This window comes from Burkholderia sp. HI4860 (assembly GCF_002223045.2).
Lineage (GTDB): Bacteria > Pseudomonadota > Gammaproteobacteria > Burkholderiales > Burkholderiaceae > Burkholderia.
The window spans coordinates 1,837,875-1,849,634 of record NZ_NKFO02000003.1 but is presented as its reverse complement, the minus strand read 5'-3'; the positions used below and the strand labels follow the sequence as shown (position 1 = coordinate 1,849,634).

Sequence of the window (11,760 nt, the reverse complement as noted above, 5' to 3'; positions counted from 1 at the left end):
GGAAGTGCGGTATAACCGGGCGGCCGTATTCCTGTATGTCGCAAGCTGACGGACTGTCGGTATGATACGGGCGGCACGATTCTCGTCGCACGAATAACAGGCACGGGTTTTCCCGACCCTCACGCAATTTCTTGTCGATTTCGCACCATGAACAGACGGTTCGTTTCGATCGTGTTGATCGCCGCCGGCGGGTATTTCGCCAGCGCGAACGCTCGCGCGGACTGTTTCGACGAGGCCGCTAAATATCAGCAGGTCAATCCGCTGATCCTGCGCGCGATCGCGTGGCAAGAGTCGCGCAACCGGCCCGGCGCGCTGAACAAGAACACGAACGGCTCGGTCGACTACGGCCTGATGCAGATCAATTCGATCCACCTGCCGACGCTGTCGCGCTATGGAATCGGCCGCGACACGCTGATGGAGCCGTGCAAGAACGTCTATATCGCCGCGTGGCATCTGAAGCAGAAGATGAACCGTTACGGCAACACGTGGCAGGCGGTCGGCGCCTATCATTCGGAAACCCCGTCGCTGCGCGACAAGTATGCACGGCAGATCGCCGGCATCCTGACGCAGTGGAAGCTGCTGCCGCCCGTGCAGTGACGCCGCGCCGCAGCGCGGCCGGATGCCGTACCGGCCGGCCGGCGCGCGTTTGATGCACAATGCGGATCTCACGCCGCAATTTCGCCCGTCCGCGGGACGATCGCGCCCCGGAAGGGCGTCGCGGCCGCTTTTTCAATTTTTCCGTTGGTGCATATCGCTATGAATCCGGCAATGAACCAGCCGTTGCCCGTCACCGTGCTGTCCGGCTTCCTCGGCGCCGGCAAGACCACGCTGCTCAATCACATCCTCGCGAATCGCGCGGGCCTGAAAGTCGCCGTGATCGTCAACGATCTCGCGGCGGTCAACATCGACGCGTCGCTCGTGCGCGACGCGCAGGCGCTGTCGCACGTCGAGGAACGCCTCGTCGAGATGTCGAACGGCTGCATCTGCTGCACGCTGCGCGACGACCTGCTCGTCGAGATCCGCACGCTCGCATCCGAAGGCCGCTTCGACGCGATCATGATCGAATCGACCGGCATCGCGGAGCCGATGCCGATCGCCGAAACGTTCACGTTCGTCGACGATGACGGCACGTCGCTGTCAACCATCGCGCGGCTCGACACGCTCGTCACCGTGGTCGACGCGTACAACTTCCTGCGCGACTACGGCTCGGACGATGCGCTCGCGACGCGCGGCATCGCCGCGTCGGAAGAGGACGACCGCACGCTCGTTGAGCTGCTGATCGAGCAGATCGAATTCTGCGACGTGCTGGTGATCAACAAGGCCGACCTCGTCGCCGCGGACGACCTTGCCCGCCTGCAGCACATCCTCGCGCGACTCAACCCGCGCGCGCACCAGGTCGTGTCGACGTTCGGCAACGTGCCGCTCGACGAAGTGCTGAACACGGGCCGCTTCGATTTCGACGAGGCCGCGAACGCTCCGGGCTGGCTCGCGTCGCTCGATCACGATCACACGCATTGCGACGACCCCGACTGCCATGACGAACATCATGCGCACGTGCACGGCGAAGCCGACGAATTCGGGATCGGCAATTTTGTTTACCGCGCGCGCCGGCCGTTTCATCCGGCGCGACTCTGGGCGCTGCTGCATCAGGAGTGGCCGGGGGTGCTGCGCAGCAAGGGCTTCTTCTGGCTCGCGACGCGCAACGACATCGCGGGTTCGCTGTCGCAGGCGGGCGGCGTATGCCGACATGGCCCGGCGGGGCTTTGGTGGGCAGCGCAGGATCGCGCCGAATGGCCGGACGACGACGAGTTGCTCGGTGAAATCCGCGCCGAATGGCACGGCGACATCGATGATCGCGCGGTGGGCGACCGCCGGCAGGAACTCGTGCTGATCGGCATCGCGCTCGACGCGGAGGCCTGGCGCGCGAAGCTCGATGCGTGCCTGCTGACCGATGCGGAATTCGCGCTCGGCGCGGCCGGATGGCACGGGTTCGACGATCCGTTCCCGGCGTGGGATATCGATTCGCACGACGACGACGATCACGGCGACACGCAGATCGTGCACGCGTAACGCGTTGTAAAAAGAACCGTTAAATCTTGCAAGAGGGGCGCGGACTGTGGCGAAAATGCTGCGCGCGCCCAACAAAAAACCCGCCGAAAGGCGGGTTTTTCTTGGAACAGGCGCTGGTTTAACGCTTGTTGACGGCGTCCTTGAACGCCTTGCCAGCCGTGAACTTGACCGTCTTGGCTGCCGGGATCTTGATGGTTTCGCCGGTCTTCGGGTTGCGGCCCGTACGTGCTGCGCGCTTGCCCGAACCGAAGCTGCCGAAGCCGATCAGCTGAACCGCATCACCCTTCGACACGGCCTTCTTGATGACTTCGAGCAGCGTGTCCAGCGTTTCGCCGGTTTGAGCCTTGCTGGCGCCCGTTTGGGCGGCGACGGCGTCGATCAGTTCCTGTTTGTTCATTAAGGTTCCTTTATCAGGTTAGGTTGACACGAACAGCGCGAACGCGCCGATTATACGTGCGCGAACCGTGCCGTCGAGAGTCAGACTCCGACGACACAGCGCCGAATCCTGGCCCGCGCGACGCGCCCTCCGGTGAGCCGGTGGCCACCCCGCGGTACGGCGTTGCTATGATAGCGCAGCGCAAACCCAATAACGACAAGGGTTTCAAAGATTTTCATCGGTATTTCGCCGAATGAATCATCGACTGCCCGTTTTTTGACCAGCGCCAACCGGACAGGATACGCAGCGCGGTCCGCCCGTGCGCCGCGCCGTTGGCTTTTTCCAACGACCGGTCGGACGGCCCGGCGCAATCCCTTGCCAGGCTTGGCTGCCACGTTTTTTGTTTCGCATGACCGACCGACTTGTTCCCGCCACGCTCGCGCTTCGCGACGACGGCACGCTCGTCTCGCCCGAGTTCGGCGATCTCCATCGCGGCGCATCCGGCGCGCTCGCGCATCGCGTGTTCGTCGCGGGCAACGGGCTGCCGGCGCGCTGGCAGGGCCGCCGCACGTTCACGATCGTGGCGACCGGATTCGGCGCGGGCGGCAGCTTTCTCGCGGCCTGGGCCGCCTGGCGCGACGATCCCGCGCGCTGCGAGCGGCTGCATTTCGTCGCAGTCGAACCGCATCCGTTTTCACGCGACGACCTGCGCCGCGCAGCTTCCCATATCGTTGCGGACACAACCATATCGGCGGATGTCGATGCACTTGCCGACGCATGGCCGATGCGCGTACCGGGCCTTCATCGGCTCGAATTCGACGCAGGGCGCGTGGTGCTCACGCTTGCATTCGGCGATGCGATCGACATGCTGGGGAAGATCGTCGCGCGCGCCGATGCGTTCTGTCTCGACCGCTTCGCGGCATCGAACGACGCAGATCTCCGATCGGCCGACGTGGTCCGCACGCTCTCGAAAATCGCCGGCGAACACGCCACCTTTGCAGCGCATGCGAGATCGGACGCGTTGAAACACGCGCTCGACACATCGGGTTTCACGTATCGCGAGGTCGACGATCTGCTCGTCGGCGAATATGCGCCGCGCTGGCGCGCGCGCCGGCACGAGCCGCCGCTCCCACTGCCCGTTGCGACACGCCGTGCGATCGTGATCGGCGCGGGGCTGGCGGGCTGCGCGGTCGTCGAACGTCTGGCCGCGCGCGGCTGGGATGTCACGCTGATCGAGCGGCACGAGCGGATCGCGAGCGACGCGTCGGGCAATCCGGCCGGCGTATTCCATCCGCTGATGACACGCGACGACAACGTCGCGAGCCGGCTCACGCGCGGCGGCTTCCTGCACGCGATCGCACGCTGGCAGGCACTCGAACGTGCAGGCCACGCATTCGCGCGCAGCACGCACGGAATGATCCATCTCGCCGAATCGGCCGGCGACTTCGAGCGGATGCGCGACGCATTCGATGCGTTCGGTGCGCCGTCCGACTACGTCTCGCTGCTCGACGTCGAGGCCGCGCGCGCGCATCTGAACCTGCCGGTCGCGCAGGGCGGCCTGCTGTTTCCGCACGGCGGCGCCGTCTGGCCGGCCGGGCTGTGCGCGGCCCAATATGCGGCGGCCGGCGAGCGCGTGCGCCTGCTCGCGTCCACCCGCGTTGCCAAACTCGAACGGCGGGGCGACGCATGGCATGCACTCGACGATGCGGGCGGCACGCTGGCAGAGGCGCCCGTCGTCGTGCTCGCGAATGCCGGCGACGCCGCGCGTCTTGCCGGGCTGCAACATGTCGCGCTGCAACCGGTGCGCGGCCAGCTCACGTTGCTGCCGGCCGGCAGCACGGCGCCGCTGCCATGCCCGACGATCGGCGACGGTTACGCGGTGCCGCTCGACGACGGCACGCTGCTGATCGGCGCAACCTTCGAACCCGACGACGTCGATCCCGCGATGCGTGAAGCCGGCCACCTCGAAAACATCGAGCGCGTACGGCATCTGCTACCGGGCCTGATCGGCGACCTGCCGGACGCCGCCACACTGCGCGGCCGCGTTGCGTTTCGCTGGGTCGTCGGCGACCGCCTGCCGCTGCTCGGCCCGCTCGCGGACGAAGCAGGCGCCGTCGCCCATGCCCGCGCGCTGAGCGGTGCGCAGGCGCGCGACCTGCCGCGCATGCCCGGGCTCTACGGCGCATTCGGCTTCGGCTCGCGCGGCCTCGTATGGGCGGCGCTCGGCGCGGAACTGATCGCGTCGCAACTCGAAGGCGAGCCTTGGCCGCTCGAGCGCGAACTTGCCGATGCCGTCGACCCCGCACGCTTCCTGATCCGCGCGTTGCGCGCGCGCCGCGTCGGCCAGGCCGGCTGACCGCTCACCCGAGTCGCTCACAGTTTCCCGACTTTTTCGCGCAAGGTTATCCACTCGACGCTGTGGATAACCGCGCGAAATCCGCGCGCACTTCGTGTGTAATCACAGTGGACGTAAACTGGGCAACTCGGCACAGCTGTGAGGCGGCCCAAAAGTTGCTCAACTCAAACCTCTGTGCACGAACAGTCTGTGCAACGGGTTATGGGTTCTGCAACACCTTGATCTGTCGACGTAAACCGAAGTTATCCACAGAACTGTGCGTCCTTTGTTAACTTCTACTACGTATATATACAAGTAAACCTTTGAAACCAAAGACCTGTGGTGCCGCACAGCGCCGCGAGTCGATTCAATGGGTTCCAGACCGAAAAAGCTGTGGCACAATCGGTTTCCTTCGCGTTCATCCGGCCAGGCGCCGGACATGCTTCAATGGAACGGTCGGCACGATTTCGAATCTGAATCTTCGAGACTGCGCAGTCCGTTCACACACCAGGCCGACAATCCAGATCGGCAACCTGAACGACTTTCCGCCCTGTGGTGGAAAAGGCGGATCCCATGTCCCGCCGTCGTCGACACAACAATCACATTCGGGGCGATACCCAGCCGGCGCGCATTCCATTTCTGACGCTTGACCCCGCGTCGCTGGCGGTCGCTTCCAAAGGAGAAGTCACCACGATGAAGTCGGCGTTCTCATTCCTGCCCAACTGGCCGCTCACGCCGGATGCCGTGTTCTGGGCCGGGCTCGCGTTGTTCGCGGCCGGCCTGTGCGGTGAGCTTTGCTATCGCGCATGGCGTCTGCCTCGCATCACCGGCTATGCGGTGATCGGTCTCATCGCCGGGTCGTTCGGCTTCGGCGTGATCGATGCCAGCACCGACGAAACATCCCGGTTACTGATCGACGTCGCACTCGGCCTCTTGCTGTTCGAGCTCGGCAGCCGTCTCGACCTGCGCTGGATCCGGCGCAATCCGTGGCTCATCGCGTCGAGCCTCGCCGAAGCCACGCTGACGTTCGTGCTGGTGCTGTTCGTGATGCTTGCGCTCGGGGTGTCGGGGATGGTCGCGTTGGTGCTGTCGGCGATCGCGATCGCGACGTCGCCATCGATGGTGATCCAGCTGAAGACCGAACTGCGCGCGGAAGGGCAGGTGTCGCAACGCCTCATCACGCTCACCGCGCTCAACAGCGTCTATGCGATCGTGCTGACCAAGCTCGTGACGAGCTGGCTCCACCAGGAAGCGTACGGCAACGTTTTCGCGACGATCCTGCAGCCGCTCTACCTGCTCGCGGGGTCGTTCATCGTCGCGTATGTCGTCGCGCGTTCGTGCAACTACCTGTTCCGCCACATGACCGCGACGATGCGCGACGAGCATTCGTTCGTCGCGTTGTTCGGGCTCGTGATGCTCGCGATCGCCGTCGCCCAGGCGCTGAAGCTGTCGACGCTGCTCACGCTGCTGCTCGCCGGCATCATCGTGAAGAACCTCGAGGCGCGCCCGCAACTGTGGCCCGAGCACTTCGGCACGGCCGGCTGGCTGCTGACGGTGACGCTGTTCGTGCTCACGCTCACGTCGTTCACGTGGGGCGACATCGCGCTCGGCGGGCTGCTCGCGATCGTGCTGATCGTCACGCGGCTCGTTGCGAAGCTGGCCGGCGTCGTCGCGTTCGCGAAGCCGAGCGGCATCGGCATGAAGCAGGGCGTCGCGCTCGGCATCGCGCTCACGCCGATGTCCGCGCTGTCGTACCTGCTCGTCGACGACACCTACCAGCTCTATCCGAATTTCGACCCGCACCTGCGCGCGATCGTGATGTGCACGATCGTGATCCTGCAGCTCGTCAGCCCGTTCATCGTGTACCGCTGCCTGTCGGCGGTCGGTGAACGCAGCGACGGCAACTGATTCCGGAACCTGCCATGGCACTCGAAACCTTCGTCAATTCCGAGCCGTTTACGTTCGGCGTCGAACTGGAGATCCAGGTCGTCAACACGCACAACTACGACCTGACCAAAGCGGCCTCCGACCTGATGCGCCTGATCCAGGGCGAGACCTTCCCGGGCAACATCACGCCGGAAATCACCGAGAGCATGATCGAGCTGTCGACCGGCATCTGCCATTCGCACGAGCAGGCGGTGAGCGAGCTGCATGCGATCCGCGACGTGCTCGTGAAGGCGGCCGACCAGCTCAACGTCGGGCTGGCCGGCGGCGGCACGCATGCGTTCCAGCAATGGAGCGACCGGCAGATCTACGATGCGCCGCGCTTCCAGTACATCTCCGAGCTGTACGGCTATCTCGCCAAGCAGTTCACCGTGTTCGGCCAGCACGTGCACATCGGCTGCCCCGATCCCGACAGCGCGCTGTTCCTGCTGCACTCGATGTCGCGCTTCATTCCGCACTTCATCGCGCTGTCCGCGTCGTCGCCGTTCGTGCAGAACGTCGACACCGGCTTCCATTCGGCACGCCTGAATTCGGTGTTCGCGTTCCCGCTGTCGGGCCGCGCGCCGTTCGTGCTGACCTGGGACAGCTTCGAGGAGTACTTCACGAAGATGGTGAACACCGGCGTCGTCAACTCGATGAAGGACTTCTACTGGGACATCCGGCCGAAGCCCGGCTACGGGACGATCGAGGTGCGCGTGATGGACACGCCGCTGTCGGTCGACCGCGCGGCGGCGATCGCCTGCTACATCCAGACGCTCGCGCGCTACCTGCTGACCGACCGGCCGCTGAAGCTGTCCGAGGACGACTACCTCGTCTACACGTTCAACCGTTTCGAGGCGTGCCGCTTCGGGCTAGAGGGCACCTGCGTGAATCCTCAGACGGGTGAGCGCCGCACGATCGCCGAAGACATCCTCGACACGCTCGACCGGATCGCGCCGCATGCGGCCGCGCTCGGTTCGCGCGCGGCGCTCGACGAGATCGGCGCGCTCGCGAAGGCGCGCGTGAACGACGCATCGTGGTTGAGAACCGTTTTCAAACAGGAAAAATCGCTCAATGAGACGGTCCGCCAGCAGTGCTTACGTTGGCGCGAGTGAAAAAATGTTTTGCAGATTACGGGGTCGACCGAGTCGCGATTCGCTGAACGGCCGGCGGCCCCGATTGCCGCCGAAATCGTTGCCGGTTGTCCTGAAAATCTGTGGATAACCTGATATTCCGCTGCAAAGTCAACGATCTGTGCACGGGATAACCCGGTGGATCATTGCGGTTGGCCCGATGGCCGATCCGAACAGGAAAATGCCCCGGCGCACCGCTTGGCGGTCGTTCGACATTGCTGGCACAACGAAAAATTCTGGTTATCCAGTGATTTTCCACAGAATGAAGGGGATAACTTAGCTGTGCGATTTTCCGCTCTCGCTTAGAATGTCGGCTTTGCGGACACCGGAACGTCGAGTGTCTTACCGGTCGCCGCGAACGCGACCGCCGCGTGTGCCCTCGCGACGGCCGTGCTGACATACTCGCAAGAGCATGTCTGTTTTGAGATAGACATTCGATCTCCACACTACGGCCGCTCGGCAAACCGGGCGGCGGCAAAGCGAAAAGACTATGAGCGAAGGCGTTTACGGGAATCAGGCTTCGGGACGTGTGACCCACAGCCTGCTGCGGTTGAGTACGGCCATGCGAAGCCAGGCATGGGATTGGGCGGAAGGCGCAGGCCTCACGCCGACGCAGGGCGAGATTCTCGTGCTGCTGCTGCAGCGCAAGGGCCCGATGCGGCTCGGCGAGATCGCGCGCGAGACGCAGCTGACCGCGGCGACCACGAGCGATGCGGTGAGCACGCTCGAGACGAAGGGTCTCGTCGAGAAGCGCCGTGCGCTGGACGACGGCCGCGCACTGGCCGTGCGCCTGTCGGCTCGTGGCCGCACAGCCGCGAAGAAGGCGCTGCAATGGCCTGAATTCCTGACGAAAGCGGTCGGCAAGCTCGGCGCGGACGAGCAGGGCGCACTGTATCGCGCACTGCTGAAGACGCTGCGCGAACTGCAGGTGGCCGGTGCGACGCCGCCGCAGCGCATGTGCCTGACGTGCGCTCACTTCCAGCCGGGCAAGCTGTCGAAGAAGACCGTGCATCACTGCGCGGCGCTCGACATCTCGATGTCCGACAGCGATCTGCGTCTCGACTGCTCGGTGCAGGAAGAGGCCGACGCGGCAACGCAGAAGAAGACCTGGAAGATTTTCGCCGGCTGACGTCCGTCGATCGACCGGGAGGCCGATGATGAACGCTGAAGTCGTGGCGATCCGCCACGTGCATTTCGAGGATCTCGGGAGCTTCGAGCAGGTGCTCGGCGAACGGGGCCGGCGGGTGCGCTACGTCGACGTCGGGTCGTCGCGGGTCGAGGTGCTCGATGTGCTCGAGCCGTCGCTGCTCGTCGTGCTCGGCGGGCCGCTCAGCGTGTACGACGATGCGCAGTATCCGACGATCGCGCCGCTCGCGGCGCTCGTGCGCAAGCGCATCGACGCCGGGTTGCCGATCCTCGGGATCTGTCTCGGTTCGCAGTTCATCGCCCGGGCGCTCGGTGCGCGCGTCTATCCGGCTGCCCAGCACGAACTCGGCTGGACGCCGCTGACGCTCACCGATGCCGGCCGCGCGTCGCCGCTACGCCATCTCGATGGTGCGGCGACGTCGATGCTGCACTGGCATGGCGACACGTTCGACCTGCCGGGCGGCGCGATTCATCTTGCGTCGACCCCGGCCTGCCGTCATCAGGCATTCGCCTGGGGCCGGCACGTGCTGGCGCTGCAATGCCATCCGGAAATCCGCACCGACCGTTTCGAACCGTGGCTGATCGCGAACGCCGGCGAAATCGCGGCGACGCCCGGCATCGACGCGCGCCAGTTGCGCGCCGATACCGCGCAGCACGGCCCCGCGCTCGAGGCGGCCGCGCGACGCATGTTCGCGGAGTGGCTCGACAGCGTCGGGCTCTGACGCCGCCAGCGGCGCCGCCGCTCGCCGCGAACAGGATGCCCGGCCCGCATTCGTTGCAGGCCGGCGCCTCGCCGTATGCGCCGCCTTTTCTCCATTGCCGGCAACCTGCCGCGCGCCGTACCTGACCATCCGCTTACTGCCGAACGCGCCGTCTGCACGCTTGCCGCCTGCGTGCTACGCTCGTTCGCTCTTTCCCTTCCAGGCGAGCGGCTTCCATGACTGCGCTGTTTTCCCCGTTCACGCTGCGCGGCGTGACCCTTCCGAACCGGATCGTGATCTCCCCGATGTGCCAGTATTCGGCCGAACGCGGTGAAGCGACCGACTGGCACATGATTCACCTCGGCCATCTCGCGCTGTCGGGCGCAGGGCTGCTCTGCATCGAGGCGACCGCGGTGGAACCCGACGGGCGCATCACGCATGGCGACCTCGGCCTCTGGGACGACGCGACCGAAGCCGCGCTGAAGCCGGTGCTGGCCGCGATCCGCAAGCATTCGCCGGTCCGCATCGCGATGCAGTTGTCGCATGCGGGGCGCAAGGCGTCGAGCGACGTGCCGTGGCAGGGCGGCCAGCTCGTGTCCGTCGCCGACGGCGGCTGGTTGCCGCATGCGCCGTCGGCCGTGCCGCACAAGGAGGGCGAGACGCCGCCGCTCGCACTGGATGCCGCGGGCCTGAACCGGATCCGCGAAGCGTTCGCGGCGTCGGCGAAGCGGGTCGCACGGCTCGGCATCGACGCGATCGAGGTGCACGCGGCCCACGGCTACCTGCTGCACCAGTTCCTGTCGCCGCTCGCGAACCAGCGCACCGACGAATACGGCGGCTCGCTCGAAAACCGCATGCGCTTTCCGCTCGAGATCTTCGAGATCGTGCGCGCGGCGTTTCCGGAAGACCGGCCGGTCGGGGTGCGCGTGTCCGCGACCGACTGGGTCGAAGGCGGCTGGGAGCTCGACGATACGATCGCGTTCGCGCACGAACTGAAGCGCCGCGGCTGCGACTGGATCGACGTGTCGTCCGGCGGCGTGTCGCCGCTGCAGAAGATTCCGCTGTCGCCCGGCTACCAGGTGCCGTTCGCGCAGGCCGTGAAGCGTGCGGTCGGCATGCCGACGATCGCCGTCGGCCTGATCAACGAGCCCGCGCATGCGAACCGGCTCATCGAGGCCGGCGATGCCGATTTCGTCGCGATGGCGCGTGCGATGCTGTACGACCCGCGCTGGCCGTGGCATGCGGCGGCCGAGCTCGGCGCGCAGGTGACGGCGCCGCCGCAATACTGGCGCTCGCAGCCGCGCGAGCACAAGGCGTTGTTCGGCGACATCGCATTCGGCCAGCGTTGAGCACCGCGCGCGCAATATTGCGCGTGATGTTGAACGAAGCAATCGTGAACGTGTAGGATGCGGGTGATTCGCCGCATGCCCCGACGCGGCACCCACCGGTGCCGCGTTTTTCGTTTTGCGCGGCGCCGGGCCGTGACCACGGCCGTCTTCCATTCAAGTCGTCTTCACAAGGATTCGTTCGATGAGTTCACGCAGGATCGCGGTGCGCCGCTCGGGAGTACACGGCAAGGGCGTGTTCGCCGTGGCGCCGATCAAGGCCGGTGAGCGCGTAGTGGAATACAAGGGCGAACGAATTTCGTGGAAGGAAGCGCTGCGCCGCCACCCGCACGACCCGAGCGAACCGAACCATACGTTCTACTTCGCACTGGACGAGGGCGGGGTGATCGACGGCAAGATCGACGGCAACAGCGCGCGCTGGATCAACCACTCGTGCGCGCCGAACTGCGAAGCCGAGGAGGTCAAAGGCCGCGTATACATCCACGCGCTGCGCGACATCGGGCCGGAAGAGGAATTGTTCTACGACTACGGCCTCGTGATCGACGCGAAGCTGACGAAGAAGCTCAAGCGCGAGTACGCGTGCCATTGCGGCGCGGCGTCGTGCCGCGGGACGCTGCTCGCGACGTCCGACGAGGGCGGCAAGAAGAAAAAGAAGAAGGACAAGAAGGACGGCAAGTCCGAGTCCCGGTCGAAGGACAAGAAAAGCAAGAAGTAATGCAGGCGGCAGCGC

General features: G+C 65.5%; 10 protein-coding genes. 9 read left to right on the top strand and 1 reads right to left on the bottom strand.

Annotated features, from left to right (window positions below):
• Window positions 1-147 precede the first annotated feature (147 nt).
• Complete coding sequence (locus CFB34_RS23825) at window positions 148-597, top strand: lytic transglycosylase domain-containing protein (protein WP_069246751.1); 450 nt, start codon at window positions 148-150, stop codon at window positions 595-597.
• A gap of 159 nt (window positions 598-756) precedes the next feature.
• Entirely contained in the window at window positions 757-2,070 is a 1,314-nt protein-coding gene (locus CFB34_RS23820) for a GTP-binding protein (RefSeq protein WP_089438897.1), read from the top strand.
• Between the two features lie 118 nt (window positions 2,071-2,188).
• Here the strand turns inward: CFB34_RS23820 and CFB34_RS23815 are convergent, their stop codons facing one another.
• Window positions 2,189-2,467, bottom strand: coding sequence for an HU family DNA-binding protein (locus CFB34_RS23815; protein WP_006401505.1), 279 nt, complete (start codon window positions 2,465-2,467; stop codon window positions 2,189-2,191).
• Between the two features lie 388 nt (window positions 2,468-2,855).
• Between CFB34_RS23815 and mnmC the strand changes: the two genes are divergently transcribed.
• The 7 genes from mnmC (at window position 2,856) to CFB34_RS23780 (ending at window position 11,745) form a co-directional block, all read left to right on the top strand.
• Window positions 2,856-4,802 carry a bifunctional tRNA (5-methylaminomethyl-2-thiouridine)(34)-methyltransferase MnmD/FAD-dependent 5-carboxymethylaminomethyl-2-thiouridine(34) oxidoreductase MnmC gene (gene mnmC / locus CFB34_RS23810; RefSeq protein ID WP_089438898.1) on the top strand — a complete coding sequence of 649 codons (1,947 nt, stop codon included), beginning with the start codon at window positions 2,856-2,858 and terminating at the stop codon, window positions 4,800-4,802.
• A gap of 672 nt (window positions 4,803-5,474) precedes the next feature.
• Window positions 5,475-6,689: a cation:proton antiporter gene (locus CFB34_RS23805; RefSeq protein WP_089438900.1), complete on the top strand. Its 1,215-nt coding sequence runs from the start codon at window positions 5,475-5,477 to the stop codon at window positions 6,687-6,689.
• Window positions 6,690-6,703: 14 nt separating this feature from the next.
• Window positions 6,704-7,819 carry a YbdK family carboxylate-amine ligase gene (locus CFB34_RS23800; protein WP_006490006.1) on the top strand — a complete coding sequence of 372 codons (1,116 nt, stop codon included), beginning with the start codon at window positions 6,704-6,706 and terminating at the stop codon, window positions 7,817-7,819.
• A gap of 508 nt (window positions 7,820-8,327) precedes the next feature.
• The gene (locus CFB34_RS23795; RefSeq protein WP_027788730.1) at window positions 8,328-8,966 is read left to right on the top strand and encodes a MarR family winged helix-turn-helix transcriptional regulator; all 639 of its coding nucleotides are present in this window, start codon (window positions 8,328-8,330) and stop codon (window positions 8,964-8,966) included.
• Between the two features lie 28 nt (window positions 8,967-8,994).
• On the top strand, window positions 8,995-9,705 hold the full coding sequence (locus CFB34_RS23790; protein ID WP_089439029.1) for a glutamine amidotransferase: 711 nt from the start codon (window positions 8,995-8,997) through the stop codon (window positions 9,703-9,705).
• Between the two features lie 215 nt (window positions 9,706-9,920).
• Window positions 9,921-11,033: an NADH:flavin oxidoreductase/NADH oxidase gene (locus tag CFB34_RS23785; RefSeq protein ID WP_089438901.1), complete on the top strand. Its 1,113-nt coding sequence runs from the start codon at window positions 9,921-9,923 to the stop codon at window positions 11,031-11,033.
• 181 nt (window positions 11,034-11,214) lie between these two features.
• Complete coding sequence (locus CFB34_RS23780; protein WP_089438902.1) at window positions 11,215-11,745, top strand: SET domain-containing protein-lysine N-methyltransferase; 531 nt, start codon at window positions 11,215-11,217, stop codon at window positions 11,743-11,745.
• Window positions 11,746-11,760: the final 15 nt, after the last annotated feature.

Coding starts and splice junctions, on each gene's coding strand:
- CFB34_RS23785 (WP_089438901.1), top strand. CDS start 9,921: ATGACTGCGCTGTTTTCCCCGTTCACGCTGCGCGGCGTGACCCTTCCG.
- CFB34_RS23805 (WP_089438900.1), top strand. CDS start 5,475: ATGAAGTCGGCGTTCTCATTCCTGCCCAACTGGCCGCTCACGCCGGAT.
- CFB34_RS23820 (WP_089438897.1), top strand. CDS start 757: ATGAATCCGGCAATGAACCAGCCGTTGCCCGTCACCGTGCTGTCCGGC.
- CFB34_RS23795 (WP_027788730.1), top strand. CDS start 8,328: ATGAGCGAAGGCGTTTACGGGAATCAGGCTTCGGGACGTGTGACCCAC.
- CFB34_RS23800 (WP_006490006.1), top strand. CDS start 6,704: ATGGCACTCGAAACCTTCGTCAATTCCGAGCCGTTTACGTTCGGCGTC.
- CFB34_RS23780 (WP_089438902.1), top strand. CDS start 11,215: ATGAGTTCACGCAGGATCGCGGTGCGCCGCTCGGGAGTACACGGCAAG.
- CFB34_RS23825 (WP_069246751.1), top strand. CDS start 148: ATGAACAGACGGTTCGTTTCGATCGTGTTGATCGCCGCCGGCGGGTAT.
- CFB34_RS23790 (WP_089439029.1), top strand. CDS start 8,995: ATGAACGCTGAAGTCGTGGCGATCCGCCACGTGCATTTCGAGGATCTC.
- CFB34_RS23815 (WP_006401505.1), bottom strand. CDS start 2,467: ATGAACAAACAGGAACTGATCGACGCCGTCGCCGCCCAAACGGGCGCC.
- mnmC (WP_089438898.1), top strand. CDS start 2,856: ATGACCGACCGACTTGTTCCCGCCACGCTCGCGCTTCGCGACGACGGC.